The 21,913-nt window shown below is 71.4% G+C and carries 20 protein-coding genes; 11 read left to right on the plus strand and 9 right to left on the minus strand.

Going from position 1 to position 21,913, the window contains the following annotated elements; all coding sequences use genetic code 11:
• Positions 1–241: 241 nt before the first annotated feature.
• Positions 242–457 (minus strand): RNA-binding S4 domain-containing protein, encoded by a 216-nt coding sequence (locus BMW88_RS29390; RefSeq protein ID WP_425434702.1) that lies wholly within the window; start codon positions 455–457, stop codon positions 242–244.
• 90 nt (positions 458–547) lie between these two features.
• Between BMW88_RS29390 and BMW88_RS29395 the strand changes: the two genes are divergently transcribed.
• Complete coding sequence (locus tag BMW88_RS29395; protein WP_089956670.1) at positions 548–1,231, plus strand: DUF2306 domain-containing protein; 684 nt, start codon at positions 548–550, stop codon at positions 1,229–1,231.
• Positions 1,232–1,511: 280 nt separating this feature from the next.
• On the opposite strand, the gene BMW88_RS29405 is transcribed toward BMW88_RS29395, so the two are convergent.
• Genes BMW88_RS29405 through BMW88_RS29415 form a run of 4 tightly spaced genes read right to left on the minus strand, consistent with a single transcriptional unit; the run spans position 1,512 to position 4,045 of the window.
• Entirely contained in the window at positions 1,512–1,928 is a 417-nt protein-coding gene (locus BMW88_RS29405) for an SLATT domain-containing protein (RefSeq protein ID WP_089956675.1), read from the minus strand.
• A complete protein-coding gene (locus BMW88_RS29410) occupies positions 1,925–3,127 on the minus strand; it encodes an HU-CCDC81 and SPOR domain-containing protein (protein ID WP_089956789.1) in 1,203 nt (400 codons plus the stop codon). The genes BMW88_RS29405 and BMW88_RS29410 overlap by 4 nt, the downstream gene beginning before the upstream one ends.
• Positions 3,128–3,170: 43 nt before the next feature.
• Positions 3,171–3,329, minus strand: coding sequence for a hypothetical protein (locus BMW88_RS42220; protein WP_177221438.1), 159 nt, complete (start codon positions 3,327–3,329; stop codon positions 3,171–3,173).
• Positions 3,326–4,045, minus strand: a complete 720-nt coding sequence (locus BMW88_RS29415) for an HAD family hydrolase (RefSeq protein ID WP_089956679.1) — start codon at positions 4,043–4,045, stop codon at positions 3,326–3,328. Before BMW88_RS29415 ends, BMW88_RS42220 begins: the two co-directional genes overlap by 4 nt.
• A gap of 36 nt (positions 4,046–4,081) precedes the next feature.
• On the opposite strand from BMW88_RS29415, the gene BMW88_RS29420 reads away from it, so the two are divergent.
• The 4 genes from BMW88_RS29420 (at position 4,082) to BMW88_RS29435 (ending at position 10,048) form a co-directional block, all read left to right on the plus strand.
• A complete protein-coding gene (locus tag BMW88_RS29420) occupies positions 4,082–5,467 on the plus strand; it encodes an SDR family oxidoreductase (protein ID WP_089956682.1) in 1,386 nt (461 codons plus the stop codon).
• A 184-nt stretch (positions 5,468–5,651) separates the two neighbouring features.
• Positions 5,652–6,314 (plus strand): non-homologous end joining protein Ku, encoded by a 663-nt coding sequence (gene ku, locus BMW88_RS29425; protein ID WP_089956685.1) that lies wholly within the window; start codon positions 5,652–5,654, stop codon positions 6,312–6,314.
• Positions 6,315–6,409: 95 nt separating this feature from the next.
• A complete protein-coding gene (locus BMW88_RS29430) occupies positions 6,410–9,277 on the plus strand; it encodes an AAA domain-containing protein (protein WP_089956688.1) in 2,868 nt (955 codons plus the stop codon).
• Between the two features lie 132 nt (positions 9,278–9,409).
• The gene (locus BMW88_RS29435) at positions 9,410–10,048 is read left to right on the plus strand and encodes an LPXTG cell wall anchor domain-containing protein (protein ID WP_089956691.1); all 639 of its coding nucleotides are present in this window, start codon (positions 9,410–9,412) and stop codon (positions 10,046–10,048) included.
• A 55-nt stretch (positions 10,049–10,103) separates the two neighbouring features.
• Here the strand turns inward: BMW88_RS29435 and BMW88_RS29440 are convergent, their stop codons facing one another.
• Positions 10,104–10,850, minus strand: a complete 747-nt coding sequence (locus BMW88_RS29440; protein ID WP_089956694.1) for a PIG-L family deacetylase — start codon at positions 10,848–10,850, stop codon at positions 10,104–10,106.
• Positions 10,851–10,947: 97 nt separating this feature from the next.
• On the opposite strand from BMW88_RS29440, the gene BMW88_RS29445 reads away from it, so the two are divergent.
• Positions 10,948–12,180 carry a glycosyltransferase gene (locus BMW88_RS29445; RefSeq protein WP_089956696.1) on the plus strand — a complete coding sequence of 411 codons (1,233 nt, stop codon included), beginning with the start codon at positions 10,948–10,950 and terminating at the stop codon, positions 12,178–12,180.
• Positions 12,181–12,252: 72 nt separating this feature from the next.
• On the opposite strand, the gene BMW88_RS29450 is transcribed toward BMW88_RS29445, so the two are convergent.
• Complete coding sequence (locus BMW88_RS29450; RefSeq protein WP_218148246.1) at positions 12,253–14,055, minus strand: S8 family peptidase; 1,803 nt, start codon at positions 14,053–14,055, stop codon at positions 12,253–12,255.
• Between the two features lie 165 nt (positions 14,056–14,220).
• Here BMW88_RS29450 and BMW88_RS29455 point away from each other — a divergent pair, with 165 nt between their 5' ends.
• Both BMW88_RS29455 and BMW88_RS29460 read left to right on the plus strand, forming a co-directional pair.
• Entirely contained in the window at positions 14,221–14,580 is a 360-nt protein-coding gene (locus BMW88_RS29455) for a hypothetical protein (protein ID WP_177221420.1), read from the plus strand.
• Positions 14,581–14,647: 67 nt separating this feature from the next.
• The gene (locus BMW88_RS29460; RefSeq protein WP_143116302.1) at positions 14,648–15,229 is read left to right on the plus strand and encodes a hypothetical protein; all 582 of its coding nucleotides are present in this window, start codon (positions 14,648–14,650) and stop codon (positions 15,227–15,229) included.
• Positions 15,230–15,282: 53 nt separating this feature from the next.
• Here the strand turns inward: BMW88_RS29460 and BMW88_RS29465 are convergent, their stop codons facing one another.
• Entirely contained in the window at positions 15,283–17,160 is a 1,878-nt protein-coding gene (locus BMW88_RS29465) for a S41 family peptidase (protein ID WP_089956706.1), read from the minus strand.
• A gap of 117 nt (positions 17,161–17,277) precedes the next feature.
• Between BMW88_RS29465 and BMW88_RS29470 the strand changes: the two genes are divergently transcribed.
• Both BMW88_RS29470 and BMW88_RS29475 read left to right on the plus strand, forming a co-directional pair.
• Entirely contained in the window at positions 17,278–19,671 is a 2,394-nt protein-coding gene (locus tag BMW88_RS29470) for a hypothetical protein (protein ID WP_089956709.1), read from the plus strand.
• A 13-nt stretch (positions 19,672–19,684) separates the two neighbouring features.
• Positions 19,685–20,272, plus strand: a complete 588-nt coding sequence (locus BMW88_RS29475) for a superoxide dismutase family protein (RefSeq protein ID WP_089956710.1) — start codon at positions 19,685–19,687, stop codon at positions 20,270–20,272.
• Positions 20,273–20,392: 120 nt separating this feature from the next.
• Here BMW88_RS29475 and BMW88_RS29480 read toward each other — a convergent pair whose 3' ends face one another.
• Positions 20,393–20,800 (minus strand): winged helix-turn-helix transcriptional regulator, encoded by a 408-nt coding sequence (locus tag BMW88_RS29480; protein ID WP_089956713.1) that lies wholly within the window; start codon positions 20,798–20,800, stop codon positions 20,393–20,395.
• Positions 20,801–20,842: 42 nt separating this feature from the next.
• Here BMW88_RS29480 and BMW88_RS29485 point away from each other — a divergent pair, with 42 nt between their 5' ends.
• Positions 20,843–21,694 carry an enoyl-CoA hydratase/isomerase family protein gene (locus BMW88_RS29485; RefSeq protein WP_089956715.1) on the plus strand — a complete coding sequence of 284 codons (852 nt, stop codon included), beginning with the start codon at positions 20,843–20,845 and terminating at the stop codon, positions 21,692–21,694.
• The last annotated feature ends 219 nt before the right edge of the window (positions 21,695–21,913 follow it).

Genomic DNA, 21,913 nt, shown 5'->3' on the forward strand with positions numbered 1-21,913 from the left:
TGATTCGCCCGGTCCGGCACCGGCGTTACAGCGCCTGGAAAAACTTTCCCGGCACCCGGACACCGGACGTGACCCAAGTCTCACCCGAATGGAAACCGGGGCCGCACAAGACGATTCCTCATGTCCAAAAGGGACATCAAAGGCGTCTATGGGTGCGATCAGGTCGCTGAGGACAGGTCTTCAGACCCTGGTCCGATCGACTGCGATTGTGCATGTACTCACCGCTGAAGGGAGCAACGCCCTACGGCCGTACGGAAACGCTCACCTCGTCGCCGTTGACGACCACCACGTCGCCCTCGCGCAGCTGTGCACCGCGGCGCAGCTCCACGGAACCGTTGACGTGGACCTCGCCGTCCTCGATGAGCTCCTTGGCGTGCGCGCCGTCCTCGGCGAGCTGAGCCAGCTTGAGGAACTGCCCTAGCCTGATCGGCTCTTCGGAGATCTCGACCGTCCGCATGAGCCGCATCATCCCAGTAGGGCGCACCCCACCGCGCGCTCGGGGGTCCGCCCCAGCGCGATCGGGTGACGCCGTTGACAGGCTGGAACGATGAAAACTTCGTGGGGGTACACCGCCTGGTTGGCGGTGTCGGGACTCGTCTGCGCGGGAATCGCGATCTTCGCGGCGAGCGCGTACGTCACCCTGGACATGGAGCAGGCGAGGCCGCCGTTGCACGGACCGGTCCACTACGGGCTCCTGGTCGCGCACATATTCACCGGAACGGCCGCCGTCCTGGCGGGTGTCTCGCAGTTCTGGCCGGGCCTGCGCCGCCGGCACCCGCGGGTGCACCGGGTGATGGGCCGCGTCTACTTCGCGGCGGTGCTGCCGTCGTCGGTGCTCGGCGTGGTGCGCGCTCAGCTGTCGCTGGCCGGGCTGGCGTCGGCCGGTCCGCTCACGGTGCTGTCGGTGCTGTGGTTCGCCAGCGCCGTGGCCGGCCTGCGGACGGCCAGGCGGCGCCGGTTCGCCGAACACCGCGTCTGGATGATCCGCGGGTTCGCGCTGACGGGCGCCGCCGTGACCGGCCGGCTGTGGGGACTGCTGCTCGGCGGACTGCTGCCCGAAGCGGACGGGCTGCTGGTCTTCGCCACCGCGAACTGGCTGTCGTTCGTGGTGAACCTGCTGGTCGCCGAGTGGTGGATCCAGTCGCGGGGCTACACCCGCGCCCGGCCCTCCGCAGCGGTGAGCCCGAGCATCTCGAGCAGGTCAGCGCAGTCGAGCGCGTCCGTGGCGTGACAGGCCACGGTGCGTGCCGCCTTGCTGTTCTGGATCGTGCTGTGCTCCTTCTCCAGGGCCTTGGCCTCGGCAAAGGTGCCGGTTTCGGGCTCGGCGATCGCGGGACGCGCCCAAGTCATGTCGTGCCTGCTTCCGCATCGGGGGATGAGGCCATCATGACAACGGGATCACCGAAACACCAGAACCAGTGCTCACGGTAATCGCCCACCCACGCAGCGTGGAAACCCGGAAACGATTTTCCCGGACGCGGTCCCGAACATTTCTCGCCGGGATTCACCTTTTACCGGCCGTACCTCAGCACTGACTCCACTTCGGTCACAAATGCGACCAGCCGTTCGTCGTCCACGTCGTCCGGCGTGGGTCCGTCCACCGCAAGCCGTTGCAGCGCAACGGAAGTGGTGGCGTTCTCCCGCGCCAGGCGGCGGAACCCGAACGTGGCCTCGTACAGCGACACCGCGGTGGCCAGCGCGGCCAGTGCCGTCGCGGCGAAACCCCACAGGGCCCGGCGCGGGCCGTCCGCCATCCCCACGGCCGCCGCCGCGGCGGCGGCGATGAAGAGCGCGGCCGAGATCGCGACGGTCCACGTGCGCGCCGCGGAGTACCGCCTGCGGCCGCGTTCGAAGTGGTCGAGGCGGTCCTGGAAGCGGTGGCGCAGGTACGCCTCGACGAACTGGGCCTGGCGCTGCTCGTCGCTCATGTCCTGACCACCTCGTGCTTGCGGTCGCTGACCGCGGCTTCCAGGTCCGCCACCCGGTCCTGGCGCTCCTGCTCCGAGCCGGACGCCGGCGCGGCGAGGTGCGCGAAGTACAGCGCCCGCAAGCGTTCCGCGCGGTAGCGCGCGGTCAGGTACTTGTCGAGCGACTCCCGCTTGCGCGCCACGATCGTGATCACCGCGGCGAACGCGCCGCCCGCCACGACGAGCACGCCGGGCCACGGCGTGTCCTTGAGCCACGTCTGCAGCGCGCCGAACACCGTCGTCGTCAAGCCGCCCGCGATCGCGAGCACGGCCATCAGCCGGTAGCGGTTCTGCTCCACGTCGGCCTGCGCGTCGAGCTCGTGGAACGCCGGCGCGACGACCTGGTTGGCGTCGTGGATGGCGTCGGCGAGCGCCGGGTAGGCGACGACGAAACCGGGGTCGACGAGCGGCCGCGCCTGCGGCGCCCGGTAGCGGACCTCCGGCCAGACCCTCGGCGGCTTGACCGGTTTCTCCTTGCCCAGCAAGCGTTCGAGCGCGGTGACGGTCTTGGCGGGACCCTCGTCGACGTGGACGACGGAGACCTTGCCGCTGCGCACGAGGATCGCGAGGTCGCCGGTCAGGTCGCCCGTCGCGATGCGGTCCGCGAGACCACCGGTGCCGGCGAGCACCAGCAGCGGGTTGTCGCCGCCGAGGTGGTCGACGACCTCCTCCTCGTTCTCGCCCCCGACGACGAGGGCGATCACCGGCTTCCCGTGCCGGACGGCGTCGACCGTGCGGAACAGCACCGGTGTCGCGTCCGTCCACTCCGAACCGGGGACGATGACGGCGACGCTGTGGTGGGGCTCCAGCGCGACCTGACCGTTGGTGGAGGTCTCGGTGAGGTCGTGCACCTTGCTGCTCGGCGCGACACCGACGACGACGGGCCGGCGGTGCTCGCACGCCCGCAAAGCCAGGCCCAGCAAGTGGACCACACCTCTGTCGGTGCCTTCGGTGACGAAGACGGCGCCGTGCCGCGCCGCGGTGACCACGACGGATCTGAGCACCGGCAACAACTTCGCGGCGAGATCGGTTTCGACGTCCTGGGTGGAGCCGAAGACCGAGATCACCGTCCGCCCCCTGGGCAAGCCGAGGGCCTTGGGTTTGATGTCGGCGTCCGGCTGGGACAGCCGTCTGACTGTCGGGCCGCCTGCTGTGGGCATGCCGCGCACCATAACGCCGTGATCGATCGAGGACCAGAGCCCGTCAGGCCTCATCCTCGTCGTACAGGGGGACCTCCTGGCGCTGTTCGTAGGCGTCCGCCTCGTTCGCCTCGAACGGCGTCCCGGACACCTCGGCCGGCTCGCTCGGGACGACCTCCCGCTGCTGCTCCTGCACGTCCGCGTCGGGTGCTTCTGGGTTCATGCCGTGCGGTTTCCCGGCGCGGCGGCCTCCCACACCTGCCTGGTCAGCTCGCCGAGGTCGCGCAGGTCGTCGAGGACGACCCCGGCGCCGGCGTCGAGGAGGTCCTGCCTGCTGCTGCGCCCGGTGGCGACGGCCACCAGCCGCACGCCCGCCGTGGTCGCCGCGCGGACGTCGTGCGGCGTGTCACCGATGAGCACGACCTCGTCGGCCGCGAACTCCCGGATGTGCCGTGCGCGGCCGCGGGCGAACGCGACCAGCTCGGCGCGGTCGGCGTGGTCGTCGCCGAACGCGCTCACGTCCCAGTCGACGAGGTGCGCGAGCCCGAACTCCTCCAGCTTGAGCAGCGCGACGCTCCTCAGGTTCGCCGTCAGCACGCCCTGGCGGACCCGCGGGTCCGCCGCGAAGTGCCGCAGCGCCTCCAGCGCACCCGGCAGCACCTCGCCGTGACCGGTCAGGTCCCCGCGGCGGGCCTCGAACGAGGTCGCGAGGGCATCGGCCAGCAGCCGCGCCGCCTCGCCGGTGTGCTCGATGCCGTGCTGACGCAGCACCTCGGCGATGACGTCCAGCTCCGTGCGCCCGCCGAGGTCGACGGGGCCCGTGAGCTCCCTGCCGAACGCGGCCAGGAACGCCTCGCGGTACATCAGCCCGCCGAACCCGCGTGCCGAGATCAGCGTGTTGTCGACGTCCCACAGCACCAGCAGTTCGGGCCCGGTCACCGGACCACCACCCCTCAACGCGTAAAATCCCTGCTCATGACCTCGATCGACCCCGCAGAGCTGGAAGTCTGCCTGCGCGTGCTTGCCCAGGTCGAGGACCTGCCCGCCGAGCACGAGGACGCGGTGCGCGTCCGCCGGGCCACCGCGAAGATCTTCAAGGCCGCGAAGAAGTTCCGGAAGTCCGAGCGCAAGGCCGCCATCACGGCCAACGACCGGGCGGTGACGGCGCTGACCGCCACCGGCTCGCCGGACCGCATCGACGACGAGACGCAGGGCCTGCCCCTGGTGTCGAACGCCCAGGGCGCCACGGCGGGCACGCTGCTGCGCGCCCGGTCGTGCTACACGTGCCGCAAGCGGTTCGTCGAGGTCGACGCCTTCTACCACAACCTCTGCCCCGACTGCGCCGCGTTCAACCACGGCAAGCGCGACGCCCGCACGGACCTGACCGGCCGCAACGCGCTGCTCACCGGTGGGCGTGCCAAGATCGGCATGTACATCGCCCTGCGGCTGCTGCGTGACGGCGCCCACACCACCATCACCACGCGCTTCCCCAAGGACGCGGCCAGGCGCTTCGCCTCCATGCCGGACGCCGCGGACTGGATCGACCGGCTCAAGATCGTCGGCATCGACCTGCGCGACCCCGCCCAGGTGCTGGCGCTGGCGGACGAGGTGGCCGCGCACGGCCCGTTGGACGTGCTCATCAACAACGCCGCGCAGACCGTCCGCCGCTCCGCCGGCGCCTACGCCCCCCTCGCCGCCGCCGAGCACGAGGCGCTGACCGGCGACGCGCGCCGGCCGGAGCTGATCTCGTTCGGCGGTCACGGCCAGCTCGCGCTGCCCGGCACGGCGGTCCCCGAGGCGCACTCGGTGACGACGCTCGCGTTGATGGCGGGTTCCAAGGACATCGACGCGGGCGGCCTCGTGCCGGACACCGCGCCGGTCAACTCGTGGATCCAGAACGTCGACGAGGTCGACCCGGTGGAGCTGCTGGAGGTGCAGCTCTGCAACTCGACCGCGCCGTTCCTGCTGATCTCGCGGCTGCGCGCGGCGATGGCGAAGTCGTCGCACCGCCGCAAGTACGTGGTGAACGTGTCCGCGATGGAGGGTCAGTTCTCCCGCGCGTACAAGGGTTCCGGGCACCCGCACACGAACATGGCCAAGGCGGCGCTGAACATGCTGACGCGCACGAGCGCCGAGGAGATGCTGCGGTCCGACGGCATCCTGATGACGGCCGTCGACACCGGCTGGATCACCGACGAGCGCCCGCACCCGCTGAAGATGCGCCTGGCCGACGAGGGCTTCCACGCCCCGCTGGACCTGGTCGACGGCGCGGCGCGGGTGTACGACCCGATCGTGCGCGGCGAGGCCGGCGAGGACCTGTACGGCTGTTTCCTGAAGGACTACGCTCCCGCCGCCTGGTGATGCGCGGGCGGCGACCAGCCGCTGGGCACACCACCGGTATCACCGGGAAGCGATCAGCCCTGAACCCCACCGGTGCGACCTCCCTGGTGACGCACGTGTCCGAGGTACCCGTCGGACGCACCCGAACGAGCCCTTTCGTCACGACAGACGACTACTCGACCACTTGTTCGAGTACTTATTTGTCATGAGAACTGTGTGGCGGGGAGCACTTCGGTTCGGCATGACGGCGATGACGGTGCGGCTGGTCGCCGCGTCGACGGAACACCGCGGCAGGGTGCACCTGGTGCACCGGGAGGACAGCGGCCGCGTGCGCCACCAGCAGGTGTGCGGCGAGTGCTCGCTGCGGCTGACCCCGGACGACATCGGCCGCGGCTACGAGCTCGAGGACGGCCGCATCGTGCAGATCGACCCCGGCGACCTGCCCGCGCCCGAGGACGGCCTGATCGACGTGCAGCAGTTCGCGCCGCAGGTCGACCTCGACCCCGTGGCGCTGCACCGCAGCTACTACGTCGAGCCGGACGACCTGTCGGTTCGGCCGTACGTCCTGCTGCGCGAGACGCTGGAGCGCACCAAGACGGCGGCGATCGTCAAGTTCGCGTTGCGGGGCAAGGAGACCCTGGCGGCCATCCGGCCTCAGCAGGGGGTGCTGGTGCTGCACACGCTGCTGTGGCCGGACGAGGTGCGCGAGCCGCACTTCCCGTTCCTGCACCGCGACACCGAGGTGCGGACCGGCGAGCTGGCGGCCGCCGCGGCGCTGGTGCGGGCGCAGACGCGGCCGTTCCGGCCGCACGAGTACCCGAACACGCACCACGAGGCGCTGCTGCAACTGGTCGAGGCGAACGTCTAGACCGCGGCTCCTGGTGGTGCGGGCGGACGACCCGCGTCCCGGGGATGAACGCGGGTCGTCCGCCCGTGCCGCCAGGGGTACTAGCATCGGCACCCATGCTCGTCAGCCCGTCCGACCTCGTCGACCTGCTCGAATGCGAGCACCGCAGCCACCTGGCACGGGACGGGCGCCGGGGCGACCCCGAGGAGCTGCACCGGCAGGCCGCCCGGACCGCCGCCGAGATGCGCGCGGGCCAGGACCCGGTCGAGGACGCCGTCTTCTTCGACGGCGTCTTCCACTGCTCGGTGCGGACGCTGGTCCGCACCCCGGACGGCTACGAGCCGTGCGACGAGGCCCCGGAGGCCACTCCCCTGGCCGTGCTGTCGCTGACCGCGGCCGGTCAGGCGCTGGGGGCCGAACGCGCGCACCTGGTCGTCGACGGCAGGCGCACCTCCTTCCGGGTCGCCGACTTCGCGCCGTTGCTGGGGCGGCTGCTGACCCGGCTCGCGAAGCCGTCACCGGCGCCGAAGCGGTCGTGGGGTGACGTCAGGGCCGCGTGCACCGGCTGCCGGTTCGCCCGCCACTGCGCTTCCGGCCGTGAGCAGGCACGCGACCTCTCGCTCGTCGCCGGGCTGCGGGCGGACCAGCGGCGGAAGCTGGTGTCCGCCGGCATCGACACCATCGACGCGCTCGCGGCCACCGGGGAACGGCCCCCCACCCTCTCCCCCGCGAGCTTCACCGCGCTGGCGGCGCAGGCCCGCCTCCAGGTGCAGCAGGAACGCACCGGTGTCAGCACGTACGAGGTCGTGGCTCCCGAGGCGTTGGCGGTCCTGCCCGAACCGGCGGAGGACGACGTGTTCCTGGAGGTCGAGGGCGACACGTTCCGCACGCCGGGCTGGGAGGGCACGTTCGCGGAGTTCGTCGACCGCACGCCGACCGGCACGGTCTACCACTTCACGCCACACGACCTCGTGGGACGGGCCGCGCGCACGGCGACCAGGGAGTCCGAAGTGGACGAGCTGGTGCGGCGCTGCGTCGACCTCGGCGCGCTCACCCGCCGGGTGCTGCGGGTGTCCACGCGGGAGTACGCGCTGCCGGCGTTGGCACCGCTGCTGGACGACGAGAACCCGACCAGGGGCGTCCGCGACCTCCTGGAGCGGATCAAGCGCGAGCACGGGGTCGAGACGGCGCCGCCGCAGGAGCAGGACGAGGCGGCGCGGGAGAAGGCCGCCGAGCGGGCCCGGCGGATGGCGGCGCTGACCGAGCCGCTGCTCGCCGAGGGGCACGCGCTGTTCGCGGCGACCGTCGGGTACCACCGGCGGGAGGCGAGCCCCGCGTGGGGCGACTTCTTCCGGCGGGCCAGCGCCCCGATCTCCGACCTGGAGACCGACTCCGACTGCGCGGTGCCGATCACGCTGAAGGCCGAGGACTGGGTGCCGCCGAGCGGGCGCGTCCGGACCCACAAGCGGCAGGTGAGGGCGCGGATCGACCCGGAACGCCCACACCCGTTCGGCAAGGACGAGCAGGTCCGGCTGCTCTACCCCGGCAACGTCACGCGCAACGCCGTCGTGGCCGACGACAACCCGTACGAGCTGGTGCTGACCGAGAGCACCGGGCAGGAGCACACCGAGCTGCCGATCGCGGTGCTGCCGGGCAGCCCGGTGCCCGCGGCACCCAAGGACGAGGCCGTCGCGGAGCTGGCCGAGCAGGCGGTCCACCTGCTGCCGCTGCTGCCCCGCAACCCCGGCATCGACCTGCTGCTGCGCACGCCGCCCGCGCAACCGCTGCCGCAGCACCCCGACGTCGTGCAGGCCGTGATCAAGGCCGTCGACCAGCTCGACGGCGGCACGCTGGCCGTGCAGGGGCCACCGGGGGCGGGCAAGACCTACCTCGCGACCAAGCTCGTGAAGCACCTGATCGACCAGGGCAAGACGGTCGCGGTGACGTCGACGTCGCACAAGGCCGTGGAGAACGTGCTGGGATCGGTCGACCCCGGCATCCCGATGGCCAAGCGGCCCAAGGGCAAGCCCGAGGAGGACGTGCCGTGGGACCAGCCCAAGGACAACGGCGCGCTGGCCCGCTGGCGTGAGGAGCACCCGCGGGGGCACCTGGTCGGTGGCACGGCGTGGACGTTCGCCAACGCCGCGATCAAGGCGCGGCCGTTCGACGTGATGATCATCGACGAGGCCGGGCAGTTCGCGCTGGCCGACGCGGTGGCGGTGGCGACGGCGGCCAGGAACCTCGTGCTGCTGGGAGATCCGCAGCAGTTGCCGCAGGTCGTGCAGGGCGTGCACCCGCCGGGCTCCGACGCCTCGGCGCTCGGCCACCTGCTCGGCGACGCCGACGTGATCCCGCCGCACCTCGGCTACTTCCTGGCCGAGACGCGCCGGATGCACCCGGCGGTGTGCAAGCCGGTGTCGGAGCTGTCCTACGCCGGTCTGCTCCGCTCGCACGAGTCGGCCGCGAACCGCCGGATCGACGGCGTCGAACCCGGCATCTACCTGCGCGAAGTCGATCACCGGCACAACATCACGTCCTCGGTCGAGGAAGCGGACGCGGTGGTCGACACCGTGCAGCAGATCGTCGGTCGCACCTGGACGGACAACGGCGAAACGCGCGAACTGACCGATTCGGACGTCCTGGTGGTGGCGCCGTACAACCTCCAGGTGCGCGTCATCCGGCGCAGGCTGGCCGATGCGGGGTTCGACGGAACGCGCGTGGGCACTGTGGACCGCTTCCAAGGTCAGGAGGCGCCCGCGGTCGTCATGTCGATGACCTCGTCGTCCACCGTGGACCTGCCGCGCGGCCTGGACTTCCTGCTGTCTCGCAACAGGTTGAACGTGGCGCTCTCGCGCGCCCAGGTACTCGCCGTGATGATCTGCTCCCCGCGGCTGCTCGACGCGGACGTCCGCGGGGTCGAGCAGATGCGACTGGTCGCGGGAACGATCGGACTAACAGAAAACATGAAAATCTATCCGTGGTGACACCTTAGCGTTGCCATACGGTGACCTTTCGAGCGCTCTCTGTTGCTAGCGTGACCCGGTTCACCCGATCGGGTGGTTTGAAATACACATTCGCTCGATCCGCCAACGCACCAATGCAGAGCAGGAGTTTCCATGGCAAGCAGAGTTCTCGGCGCGCTCGCGGTGGCGGCCACCGCGACCCTCGCTTCGCTGGCACTGGCCACCCCGGCCAGCGCGCACACCCCGGTGTCGTCAGCGGAGTGCGTCAAGGACAAGGCTGTGCTGAAGGTCAAGCTGACCCAGTACGCGGGCGGCGACAACAACACCGTGCTGATCAAGGACGGTGACAAGGTCCTGGCCGACGAGAAGTTCGGCCAGAACTGGGGTGAGAAGGTCGGCAACAAGCTCGAACCGAGGACGTTCGAGGCGGACGGCACCGTCGCGCACACCTTCACCATCAAGGTGAAGGCCTCGGACGGCGCGCAGTACAACTGGGAGAAGACGCACACGACCCCGGCGTGCGTCAAGCCGACCGAGCCGACCGAGCCGACGAAGCCGACCACGCCGTCTTCGTCGACGAAGCCGGTCGAGCCGACGAGCTCGGCTCCGGAGGCGCCCTCGTCCTCCGCGGCCCCGTCGACCACCGAGGCCGCTCCGGCTCCCGGTGGCAGCACGCCGGAACCGCCGCTCGCGGCGACCGGTGCCTCCCCGCTGTGGCTGGTGCTCTCGGGCCTCGGCCTCGTGGGCGCCGGTGCGGGCACCCTGCTGTTCCTGCGCCGCCGCACGGCGTGAAGTGACTGAGTGACGAAGCGGGGGCGGCCTTCCGGCCGCCCCCGCTTCCGCGTTCCTAGAGGTCCAGACCGGTCGCAGGACCATGCCCCTCGCGGATGAACCACTCGGTGCCGAACGCGAGGGCGAACGTCTCCTCGTCCAGCGCCAGGAAGAACGACTCCTCGGTGATCTGCGAGGCGTGCGCGCGCATCGCCTTGCGCTTGACCGCCAGGTACGGCGTGACGTCGACGCCAACGTTGATCTCCGACTCCGGCACCGCGCCCTCCATCTCGCCCGGCTCCTCGATGCCGGCACGCCGGAACGCCTCCCGGAACTCCGACTCGCGCACCATCGCCTGGTAGACGGCGGGTGTGCCGGCGATCTCCGCGGCGCGCCGCCCCACGCGGTGCACCTGGATGTGGTCGGGGTGGCCGTAGCCGCCGAAGCTGTCGTAGATCGTGAGGACCCGTGCGTCCTCCTCCTGGAGGATCGCCGCGAGCCTGCGGGCGGCTTCCTCGACGTCGGCGGTCCAGAACGTTCCCGGCTGGTCGTTGAGCTCGTCGCCCATCATCCCGGAGTCGCGGTAGCCCAGGAACTCCACGCGCGCCACGCCGAGCAGGTCGGCCGCCGCCCGCGTCTCCACGACCCGGCGCTGCCAGAGCTCCTCGTCCTCGCCCAGGAAGTCCGGGACCTCGCCCGCCTCCCCGCGGGTGGCGACGACGAGCACGACCCGGTGGCCCTCGTCGGCCGCCTTGCGCATCACGCCACCCGTGAGGATGCATTCGTCGTCGGGATGCGCGTGGAACGTCACCAGTGTCGCCATGACCGCGACGTTACCCGGAACTGGAAATTTCCCTTCCGGTTCCCCGCCGGGGCTCACTACCGTGGGAGCAAACGGTGAGCCGCATGGGGAGGCTGTCGTGCGCGTGCTGTGCACAGTCGCGTTCTCGGCCGCTCACGCACGTGCCGCGCTCCCCCTCTTCACGACGCTCACCTCGCTCGGGCACGAGGTGCTCGTGGCCGGACCGGCCTCGGTCCTGGAGGGCTTCGCCGGCGAGCCGGTGCGCACCGCCGGCGTGCTGCCCGAGGTGTGCGACCAGCTCGCCGACCTGCTGCAGGGCGAGGTGCTCGCGCTGCCGCCGGACTACGACCCGTTCTCCGACGAGATGGTCGTCGAGTTCGCCGCGGGCCCGCACATCGCCGCCGCGGTCGCCGCCCTGCTGCCCGTGGCCGCCGAGTTCCAGCCCCAGCTCGTGCTGCGCGGCGGGATCGAGTTCGCGGGCCTGCTCGTGGCGGAACGGCTGGGCGTGCCGCACCTGTCGACGCCGTCCGGGGTGGGCCAGTACGTGGACCGCCTGGCGCTGCTGAACGCGCTGAACGAACGTCGCGCGGAACTGCGCCTGCCGCTGCACGAGTCCCTGGACGCGGCGCACCGGTACGGCCGCCTGGACGCGGTCCCGCCCGGCTACTCCTTCGCCCGCCAGCCGATGCCGCCGGCGTTCGCGTTCCAGCAGCCCGCGCACCAGGGGGCCGGCGACCGGCTGCCGCAGTGGCTGGCCGACCTGGACCCGGCTCGGCCGCTGGTGGTGGCGTCGACCAGCACGTCGGGCGGCGTGTTCGGCACCGAGTCGGCGTTGCGGCTGTTCGACTTCGACGCGCTGCCGCACCAGAGCGTGGACCGCTCGCCGCTCGCGCACCTGGAGGCGGTGGTGGCCGGCCTGTCCGATGTGGACTGCGAGGCGGTGGTGCTGACGGGCGGGCTGCCGGTGGAGGCGTCGGCGCCGCACGTGCACCTGGTGGAGTCGTTGCCGCAGGCGCTGTTGCTGCAGAGCGCGGACCTGCTGGTGTCGCACGGTGGGTACAACTCGATTCGCGAGGCCATGCGGGCCGGGGTGCCGGTCGCGGTGCTGCCGGTGCTGCACGACCAGATGCACAACGCCCACCGGGTGCAGGAGCTGGGGATCGGCGTGCGGGTGCCGGACTTCCGCGCGGAGGCGGTCGCCGAGGCGTGCCGGTTCGCGCTCTCCGACCAGGACGTGCGGCGGGGTGTGCGGCGGGCGCAGCGGGACATGCTCGGGTTGCCGCCGATCCGCGAGGTCTCGGGGTACCTGGAGCGGATCGTGCACCGCAACCGCAGGCTCGTGAGCATGTGAAAGGGCGGCGCCCGCCCCGGACCGGCACACCGGCCCGGGGCGGGGGCGCCGCCCCTCGGCGACCCCGTGGCGCTACCGCAGGGTCAGGTTCCAGGCGTTGATGTACCCGGTGTCACCGGAGTACAGGTCCTGGACCCGCAGCTGCCACGTGCCCGCCGCGACCTCGGACGAGGCGTCGACCGTGTAGGTCGCCACCACGTTGTCGGCGCTGTCCGAGGACGACGCGTCCTTCAGCCGGTAGGCGGTGCCGTCCGGCGCGACCAGGTCGATCACCAGGTCGCCGCGGTAGGAGTGGACGATGTCCACGCCGACCTTGGTGGCGGCGGAGGCGTTGCCCGGCACCGCGGACGTGATCGGGGACGTGACGGTGCCGCGGTCCACGATGGCGACGTCGGTGGTGTTCTCCAGGGTGCCGGAGGGCGGCGCCGTGTGGACGGCGTTCACGGTCTTGGTCGCGTCGGCCAGGCCCGCGCCGCAGCCGCCGGAGCAGGTCCCGGGCAGCGGCCGGGCGTTGGCCTTGATCAGCTCCTTGACCTGGACCGGGGTCAGGGCCGGCTTCTTCGCCACCAGCAGCGCCGCGAGGCCCGCGACGTGCGGGGCCGCCATCGACGTGCCCTGGTAGGGCTGGTAGTTCTCGGCGCCGGGGACGGTCGTGCCGGCGTTGAGCGTCGAGAGGATGCCGTTCTCCGGCGTGGTGACGGTACCGGGGGTGCCGGTGCCGCGGCGGGTCTCGCCGCCGGGGGCCGCGACGTCGATGCGGGCGCCGAAGTTCGAGTAGTACGCCTTGTTGCCCTCGCGCGAGGAGGCCGCGACGGTGATGACGCCGCCGCAGTTCGCCGGGGTGAAGTTCGCGACGTCGAGGTTCGAGTTGCCGGCCGCGACGACCACGGTGGTGCCGCGGCTGAGGGCACCGGTGATCGCGATCTGGTAGGTCGTCGAGCAGGACGACCGGCCACCCAGCGACATGTTGACGACCTTGGCGGGCGTCTGGTTCGCGGGCACGCCGCTCACCGCGCCGCCGGACGCCCAGGTGATCGCGTCGGCGATGTCGGAGGTGGCGCCACCGCACTTGGCCAGCACGCGCAGCGGCTGGACCTTGGCGCCGTGCGCGATGCCCGCGATGCCCCTGGCGTTGTTCGTGGACGCGGCGATCGTGCCCGCCACGTGCGTGCCGTGCCAGGACGAGCCCTGGTCGGCGGCCGGCACCGGCTTGCCGGAGGCGTCGGTGCCGCACTCGCCGCGCGCCACCCAGTCGCCCTCGTCGGCCGCGTTCGCGTCACGGCCGTTGTTGTCGCGGGCCCGCGCCGCGTCGGAGACGAAGTCGTACCCGGCGACGACCCGGTCCGCCAGGTCGCTGTGGGCGACGTAGCCGGTGTCGATGACGGCCACGGTCACGCCGGAGCCGGTGGTGCTCGGCCAGGCGCCGGGCACGTTCATGCCCGCGGTGGCCTCGAACAGGTCCCACTGCCGGGAGTACTCGGTGTCGTTCGGGTCGGCGAACGGCTGCATGAGCAGGTCCGGTTCGACGTAGGCGACGTCGGGGTCGTCCTTGAACGACTGGATCACCGCGTCGGCGTTCGTGGTCTTCGCGCCGAGGTCGACGACGACCGCCCCGCTCGCCATGCGGCGGTGCACGGACATGCCCTTCATCTGGGCGTCGTCCGCGGCGGCGGCGTCGGACGACGCCTCGGCCGTGCCGGGCTTGTAGCCGACGATCAACCGCTCGAACGGGTAGTTCGCCGCGGCCGGCTCCGGCTGGGACCGCACCGGGGCGGGGGCGGCCCACGCCGGCCCGGCGGTGGCGGGGGTGACGATGCTGAACACGGCGGCGGACACTGCCGCGGCGCACACGCTCGTGCGACGCAATCCGTTCACGTGAGGTCCTTCCACGTAGAGCCTCCGAGTGCCGTTGAGGGCGTCAGTGTTCTGAACCGGCCGCGGAGGTGACGAGGACCGCAAGTCGCCTCGTACCTGCGGAAACAGGTTTGGTCGGGTCCGAATGACGACACTGGCGTGTTCACGGCAGAGGTATTGCCCCGAATGGAGCAGAGTATGGCGGTGTTCGGTCATTCGGGTGTCCCACCGGAGCTGACCGCCGTCTACGAGCTCCTGGTGCCGGGAGGCAGCCGCACCACCGACGAGGTCGGGGTCGCTCCCGCCCTACCGGCCCGGCGGCACGAGCTCGGCGACGTCTGGCAGGTCGTCGCGCCCGATCTCGCGGTCGAGGCGCTGATCGCGGCCCGCGAGGAGGCGAACCGGCGGGCGCGCGTCACGCCGACGCTGCCGTTCAAGCTCGCCCTGGCCGACGCGCACGCCACCGTGCTGCCGGTCGTGCACGGCGCTGTGATCGACGAGGTGCCGCTGATCCGCGTGCAGGCGATGCGGAGAGGATGGCTGTAGCGCGTGCAACCTCCGGTGATCTTGCGGCGTCTTGGGTGGTGCAAGCACACGATCACCAGGGGGAAACATGCGCATGCGCAAGGTGATGGCCGCTGCTCTGACGGGCCTCGCACTGATCGGTCTCGCGGGCACGGCGTCCGCGGGCACGTCGTCCGCGGACTACCCGTGGCCGCCGAAGGACGTCACGCCGGTCCACAAGACCAAGGCGGAGCTGCAGGAGCAGGCGGACGCGTTCACCGCCCACCAGCAGCGGACCTACCCGCGGGTCTTCCGCGGCAGCCGGGACGTCACGCCCGGCAACTGGGGTGGCGAGGCCGAGGGCGTGTTCGACGACATGCAGTACATGGGCAACACGGTGACCTTCACCTACCAGGGGCAGGACGTCACGACGTTCACGCAGGTCAACGCCCCCGGGACGCACACGTGGTCACCGCAGGAGTACTGCGAGCGGACCGCCGAGTGCACCGGCAGCGCCAGCGACCACCGCGGCGGTCTGATCGTCTTCGCCAGGAACGAGCAGTTCGGCATCACGTCGGCCAGGAACTTCCGGCCGAACGGCGAGGTGGTCTGGGTGCAGAGCTGGACCCCCGGCACCGAGGCGCAGCTCGCGGTGCTGGTCTCCGACCGCGCGTACACGTTCACGCGCTAGACGGGAGAGCGGGCGCTTCCGGTCGTGGAAGTCACCGGAAGCGCCCGCTCTGTTCAACTGGCGACCTTGCGCGCGGCCACCAGCCGTCCGTCCGCGAACCCCTCTACGCGCACCTGCGACCCGGCGGCGCCCAGCGTCGCGGTGTGCACGCCGTCGGTGACGTCCAGCGAGGTGGCGGGGCGGCCGTCGACGTAGACGTCCACCCGGTCGAGGTTCACGGTGTCCAGCGAGACGGTCGTCCCCTCGACGGCCACCCCGAGCCGCCGCACCGGCAGCCCGGCGAGCAGCGCACCCGCCCGGGCGAGCAGGTCCACGTTGCCCTGCAACAGGTCCGCGCGCGTGAGCTGGTGCCGGTGCGTCGGCCGCACGCCCAGGTCCTCCACGGGCGTCCCGGCCAGTTTGCCCACGCGCAGCGTGCGGCGGATCGACACGCGCATGTTCGCGTTGTTGGGCAACGTCTTGTACGGCGACTCGGCGTCGCCCGGCGCCGGGATCTTCAGCAGCGTCGAGAGCAGGCCGTGCGTCCACACGTTCGCGCCGCCCGCGCCGGTGTTGTCGTCCACGCCGAGGATCGGGCCCAGCTCGTGGTCGGCCCAGCCCGCGGCGAAGATGTCGGTCGCCGAGTAGCAGCGCGCGTCGGTGACCAGCACGACCGGGCCGTGGTAGGTCTGGCCCACGGCGTTCGCGCCGTCGACCGGCGTGATGGTGTGCGAGCAGGAGAACGCCTGACCGGTCTCGGTCGAGGAGTCGAGCGACGGGAACCACGGGCCGAGGTTGAGCTGACCGGTCGGGTCGTCCGCGTGCCGGCGGCAGATCCGCAGGTTCAGCGGGGTGCTCAGGAACTGCACGGGTTCCGGGTCGATGCGCCGCGGCGTCATCGTCTGCAGCAGGAACTCCGAGGCGAAGATGTGGCCGCCGCCGTTGTCCCGCACGTCGACGATGAGCCCGTTCTGCGGCAGCAGGGCCGCGAGCCGGACGAACTCGGCGAGGAACGCGTCCGGGTCGTCGACGCTGAACGTGAAGATCCGCAGGTGCCCGAACGTGCCGGACGGCGTGACGACCGGTCGTGCCCGGAACACGCCGGGCATGGTCGTCGGGACGTCCTGCGCCGCCATCGCGACAGCGCCGCCGGCGGCCTCGGCCTGCACGACCTTGGGCGCGTGCAACAACTTCTTCGCGCGTGCCTTCTCGTCGGAGTCGAGGTCCACGCCCTGCGCGGCCGCGGCCGGGCTCAGCGCGTCGGCGTCGGTCATCGGCGGCAGGTTCTCCGTGACCTGCCAGCCGACCCGGACCTCACCGGGAGCACCGTCCTCGGTGCGGTAGCTGACGACGACCCACTCCTCGTCCGGCGGGAGCTGGATCACCAGGGGGCGCAACGTGAGTGACTCCAGACCGCGGGCGAGGTTCGCGGCGGTGTTGCTGCCGCAGAAGTTCGCGCCGTTCACCGCGACGGCGCGGGCGATCGGCGTGCCGTTCCAGTGCGTCACCTCGGCGCCGACGGCCAGGCCGTCGAAGTCCGCGACCGTGCGCGCGACGAGGTACTGCTCGGTGCCGTCGGCGGTGAAGCAGCGCTCCAGCTGGAACGGCAGGAAGGCGATCTTGCCCGCGAACGGCGCGGGCAGCAGGTAGTTCGTGTGCAGGTCGCGCACCGAGTGGAAGGTGCTCGACAGCTCGCGGTGGAACTGCCACTCCGGCTCGGCCGTGGCGTCGGTCTGCCGTTCGAGTCTCGCTCTCAGAACTCTCAGTCTTTGCACGGGGTTCACCGCGTGCATGGCGACTTTGAGCGGCAGGTGCGCGTAGTTCTGTTCCAGCAGGATCAGCGCCTGGTCCACGATCAGCTTGCGCTGAGCCAGGGTGAGGCTGCCGGCGGTGGCGAGGAACTCGGCGAGCCCGACGGAGTGTGCGACGTTCGGGTGAGCGGTTGCGGTCATGGTGGGCCTCCTTGCCAAGTAGAGACTTACCGGCACGGCTGGATACACCTGTTTCACCCGTTCGGCCGCTGACCGGAGCAGTTCTCGCGCCGACAACTGGAGTAGAGGGAGGCGGCGATGGGTCCACCCGTTCTGGAACTGCGCATCCACGGCGTCAACAACACGCCACCGCACGCGGTGCTGGCGCTGCCCGACCACGCGGTCGAGCGGTTCCGCGGCGACCGGCTCGGCAGCTTCTGGCGGCCGGTCCCGGACAAGCACGCCGCACTCCCGCCCGACCACGCCGGGCGGGTGCCCGCCGGTGTGCGGCGCGAGGCGTACTCGTGGGGCGGCATGGCGCGCAGCAGCCCCGGCGTGCCGGGCAGCGGAGTGCCGTCGGTGCTCGCGAACGTGCTGGGCCGCATCGGGTGGGCGTTGCTGCTGCCGTTCGGCCTGGCGAACGTCGCCTACTGGTCGCGCCGCCTCCCGGACGACTCGGTGCCGGCGACGACGCGGATGGCGTGGTGGAACGCCGGGCGCGGCGCGGCCTCGACGCGGTTGTTCGGGCTGGGGCTCACGGTGCTGCTCGTGCTCGCGGTCTGCGAGGTCGCGATCGACCTCTACGCGATCCAGTGCTCCTTGCCCGGCACGGCCTGCAAGCGGCTGCCGGAGTCCCTGGACCTGCTCGGCGACCCGCCGCGGCACGTCCGGGTGCTCGCCGCCTCGGCGGTGCCGGTGCTGCTGTTGCTCGGGTTGCTGGCGCTGACCTCGTTGTCGCGCAACAGGTACGAGGGGACGACGATGCGCCGCGTGCCGGTGCGGCGGCCGGGCGTGCTGCTCAGCCGGTCGTCGATGTGGGAGGGCAGCCCGCGGATCCGCCGCCTCACCCGCCTGCACATCGCCGCCGGCTGTTGCGTCGTGGTGCTGGCCACGAGCACGCAGTTGCTGCGGCACGGTTTCTGCCTCGCGCTCACCGTGCTCGCCGCCGTGGTGCTGGTGGTCGTGGCGGGACGGGTCGTCGTGACGGCGGCCGACTGCCCGGACGTGCCGTCGACCGAGCAGGGCGGGCTGTGGTCGTGGCTGCTGATGCTCTCCGCGGTGCTCCTGCTGATGGCGCACGGGTTCGCGCTGTACGCGATCGCACCGGTCTTCGACGGCCCGCTGTGGCTGACGTCGTGGGGACCGCCGGTGGTCGCCGTCGCGTTGCTCGGGTCGGTGCTCGCTGCGTGGTCGTGGCGGCGCAACGACGCCAAGGGCCCTCTGGTCCTGCTCGTGCTCTTCGTGGCGTTCATGGTCGCCACGTACTGGGTTCCCCTCGCCTGGGCCGGCGCGGCGGTGTCCGGCGGCGCTCTGGCGTGGCGGGCCCGCCCCCGTGCCGGTGACGAGTGGCAGGCGTGGCGCGGTGCCGGTCCCGGCGTCCTGCTGGGGTTGTCACTGGTGGCCTCGGTGATGTCGTCGACCGTGCTGGTGCTGACGTTCCGCGGGTGGGTCGGGACCGGGTTGGTGGCGCCGTCGTTCTACTCGCGGTTCAGCGCGGCGTTCGCCTGCGCGCTGGTGCCTTCGGTGGTGCTGGTGCTCGCGCAGGCCGTGGTGTTGCTGTCCCGGCTGACCGCGCCCGCGGTGCTCGACGACGAGGCTTCCGCGCTCGTCGTGCGGGCGCGCCACGTCGTCGCCGTGACGCACCGGGCCGAGAACGTCGTGGGCGTGCTGTCGACGCTGGGGGTGCTGGCGCTGGTGCTGACGTGCTACCTGACGTTCGCCTCGCCCTCGTGGTCGCAGTGGTGGGGCGTCACGTGGGTGGTGGGCAAGGGCGACTGGGTCACCGGCCTGGCGGGGGTCATGGTGATCGGGTCGTTCGTCGGCGCGGGGATGCTGACCAACCGCAGGCCGCTGGGGTTGCTGTGGGACCTGATGTGCTTCCTGCCGCGGACCGCCCACCCGTTCGCGCCGCCGTGCTACGCCGAGCGCGCGGTGCCGGAGATCGCCGACCGCACGCGCGAGTTCCTGGACGAGTCGGACGACCACCGCGTGGTGCTGTCCGCGCACAGCCTGGGTGCCGTGCTGGCCGTGGCGGCCCTGTACGCGTTGCCCTCCGGGTACCTGGAGCGGGTCCGGCTGCTGACCTACGGAATACAGCTGCGGCCGTACTTCGGGCGGATCTTCCCCGACCTGCTGGGACCGGTGGTGCTGGGCACACCGCCGGTGCGTGCGGGCGCGTTGTTCTCGTGCGACCCGTGGCGCGGGGACCCCGGCGAGGCACCGGACCGCGGCCTGTCGGTGTTGCTGGGCAAGGGTTGGATCAATCTGTGGCGCCGCACGGACTACCTCGGCTTCCCCGTCCGGGGCTGGTCGGACAACCCCGTCGACCGCCGCGCCCGCGAGACGGACGGGTCACCGGACAAGGTGGAGACCCACGGCGACTACCACCTCTGCACCAGCTACCACGAGGCGTTCGCCGACCTCGTCTCCGCCGATCTGAACCAGTCACCCGATCGTGGACGTGCAGGGGATGGGAACCTGGAACGCAGCTGACTCGAGGAGAACCATGCGCACGACCGTGGCGGCCTTCGCAAGTGCCGCACTGCTCACCGGTGCACTGACCGCCTGCTCCGGCGAGGCCCCGCCCTCCGCACCGGCGGCCCCGGAGATCAAGCCGGTGGCCGAGGCGGACGTGGCGGCTCCCGCCGCGTCCGGCGACCAGCCGAAGGGCATCACCTACGACGTGAAGCGGATCCCGTTGGGCGGCAAGCTCTCCGCGGGCTCATCCGTCTCGGGTGGACAGACGACGGTCGAGCTGAAGGTCTCCGGCCTCCTGCCGGGCACCAAGTACGGCTCGCACGTGCACATCAAGCCGTGCGGCGCCAAGCCCGCCGACTCCGGCCCGCACTACCAGCACGAGAAGGACCCGGTCACGCCCAGCGTCGACCCGAAGTACGCCAACGCCCAGAACGAGATCTGGCTCGACTTCACCACCGACGCCCAAGGTGCCGCCACCGGCACGGCGACCGTCAAGTGGGAGTTCCGCAAGGGCGAGGCGAACTCGGTCGTCATCCACGCCGCGCACACCAGCACCGAGCACGGCAAGGCGGGCACCGCCGGTGACCGCCTCGCGTGCCTGACCGCGTCGTTCTAGGGCTCTCGGCCGCGACCGTCGCGGAGCGCGCCGGCCTGCCCGGAGCAGCATCCCGGGCGGGCCGGCCGGCGTTCGGCCTGGCCCGCACCGGCAGGACACGCGCACCAACGACTCAGGACACTAGGTGTGGGTCGCGCCGGCCGCCTCGTCATATGCCTCTCTGTGTCGTTCGACTTCGGCGAGGTGGTCGGCCGTCCAGGCGCGCAGGATCAAGAAGGGCTCCTCGAGCGTGCGGCCCAGCGGCGTGATCCGGTACTCCACGGCGACGGGGCGTTGCTCCAGCACCCGGCGCTCGACGAGGCCGTTGCGCTCCAACCGTCGCAATGCCTGCGTCAGCGATTTCTGGGTGATCCCGTCGAACTCCCTCTTGAGTTCGTTGAAGCGTCGCGGCTGCCGGCACAGCGCGGCCAGCAGCAGGTGACCCCACTTGTCCAGGAGCTGGTCCAGGAGCTCGCGCTGGGGGCCGACGATGGTCTCGGAGTCGGCCGGATCTTCGCGGGTACCAGGTTTCCTTGAAGTACCTTTCATGCACCTGGTATATCAGAGATACCGCCAATTCGAGGGAATCTCATGACCGAACAGTCCTTGCCCAGCCTCCACCTCAAGCGCCAGGACGGAGTGCTGTGGGTCTCGATCGACGTTCCGCCCGTCAACCTGATGACGGCCCAGCTCCTGCTCGACCTGGACGCCGTCGCCGCATCGGCCGAGAACGATCCCGACCTGCACGTCATCGTGGTCCAGAGCGCCAATCCGGAGTTCTTCCTGGCACACGGTGACCTGTCGTTCGTGGAGGACCCCGCGACGTACGCCGCCCTCCCGATCGCGGAGGAGACGCTTGCCGGGACCGGCCCGATGATGCGGCTCCACGAACGCTGGCGGCGTCTGCCCCAGACCACCATCGCCAAGATCACGGGACTCGCCCGCGGCGGTGGCTCCGAACTGGTTTCCAGCCTGGACCTGCGATTCGCGGCTCTCGAGACCGCGGCGTTCGGCCAGTTCGAGACGTTGATCGGCATCGTCCCCGGAGCCGGTGCGACTGCCCACCTGCCCCGCCTCGTGGGTCGCGCCCGCGCCCTCGAGATCGTGCTGACAGGCGGTCTGGTCGACGCGGCGACCGCCGAGCGCTGGGGATGGGTGAACCGAGCTCTGCCCGCCGCGGAACTGGACGAGTTCGTCGAGCGGGTCGCACTGACCATCGCGACTCTGCCCGACGGTGTCCGCGCCGCAGCCACCAGAGCGATCGACGCCGCCGACGGCACGCTCGAGGACGCACTGCGCGCGGAAGACCGCCTGCTCGGGGAAACGTTCACCCCCGCGTCCGGAGAGCTTGCCAGGGCAGCACTCGCGGCCGGGGTTCACACGCGCGAGGTGGAGCTGAACCTCGAAGAGGTCCTGCGGGCGAACCTCGCCCGGCATTCGTGACGATCCGCTCCGCGGTCACCTGAGGGGTCGCACTCGGTCCTCGGGCGCCCGGCGCCAGGAGTGCGGCGAGCCGGTCGCCGGCTCCAGCGCCGCGTGAAGGCTCGACGATGTGAGGACTCAGGGCGCTAGGCGGTGTTTTAGATGTGGCGTAGCCAGATGTTGATGGCGGCGACGTGGACGGTGGCCTGGTAGCGGGTGGCGAGTTTGTCGTAGCGGGTG

Source organism: Lentzea xinjiangensis, from assembly GCF_900110955.1.
Classification (GTDB): Bacteria; Actinomycetota; Actinomycetes; order Mycobacteriales; family Pseudonocardiaceae; genus Lentzea; species Lentzea xinjiangensis.

Bases quoted from the DNA above. Each gene is read 5' to 3' on its own strand.
- BMW88_RS29390 (WP_425434702.1), bottom strand. From the start codon at position 457: ATGCGGACGGTCGAGATCTCCGAAGAGCCGATCAGGCTAGGGCAGTTC.
- BMW88_RS29395 (WP_089956670.1), top strand. From the start codon at position 548: ATGAAAACTTCGTGGGGGTACACCGCCTGGTTGGCGGTGTCGGGACTC.
- BMW88_RS29405 (WP_089956675.1), bottom strand. From the start codon at position 1,928: ATGAGCGACGAGCAGCGCCAGGCCCAGTTCGTCGAGGCGTACCTGCGC.
- BMW88_RS29410 (WP_089956789.1), bottom strand. From the start codon at position 3,127: ATGCCCACAGCAGGCGGCCCGACAGTCAGACGGCTGTCCCAGCCGGAC.
- BMW88_RS42220 (WP_177221438.1), bottom strand. From the start codon at position 3,329: ATGAACCCAGAAGCACCCGACGCGGACGTGCAGGAGCAGCAGCGGGAG.
- BMW88_RS29420 (WP_089956682.1), top strand. From the start codon at position 4,082: ATGACCTCGATCGACCCCGCAGAGCTGGAAGTCTGCCTGCGCGTGCTT.
- ku (WP_089956685.1), top strand. From the start codon at position 5,652: ATGAGAACTGTGTGGCGGGGAGCACTTCGGTTCGGCATGACGGCGATG.
- BMW88_RS29430 (WP_089956688.1), top strand. From the start codon at position 6,410: ATGCTCGTCAGCCCGTCCGACCTCGTCGACCTGCTCGAATGCGAGCAC.
- BMW88_RS29435 (WP_089956691.1), top strand. From the start codon at position 9,410: ATGGCAAGCAGAGTTCTCGGCGCGCTCGCGGTGGCGGCCACCGCGACC.
- BMW88_RS29440 (WP_089956694.1), bottom strand. From the start codon at position 10,850: ATGGCGACACTGGTGACGTTCCACGCGCATCCCGACGACGAATGCATC.
- BMW88_RS29455 (WP_177221420.1), top strand. From the start codon at position 14,221: ATGGAGCAGAGTATGGCGGTGTTCGGTCATTCGGGTGTCCCACCGGAG.
- BMW88_RS29460 (WP_143116302.1), top strand. From the start codon at position 14,648: ATGCGCATGCGCAAGGTGATGGCCGCTGCTCTGACGGGCCTCGCACTG.
- BMW88_RS29465 (WP_089956706.1), bottom strand. From the start codon at position 17,160: ATGACCGCAACCGCTCACCCGAACGTCGCACACTCCGTCGGGCTCGCC.
- BMW88_RS29470 (WP_089956709.1), top strand. From the start codon at position 17,278: ATGGGTCCACCCGTTCTGGAACTGCGCATCCACGGCGTCAACAACACG.
- BMW88_RS29475 (WP_089956710.1), top strand. From the start codon at position 19,685: ATGCGCACGACCGTGGCGGCCTTCGCAAGTGCCGCACTGCTCACCGGT.
- BMW88_RS29480 (WP_089956713.1), bottom strand. From the start codon at position 20,800: ATGAAAGGTACTTCAAGGAAACCTGGTACCCGCGAAGATCCGGCCGAC.
- BMW88_RS29485 (WP_089956715.1), top strand. From the start codon at position 20,843: ATGACCGAACAGTCCTTGCCCAGCCTCCACCTCAAGCGCCAGGACGGA.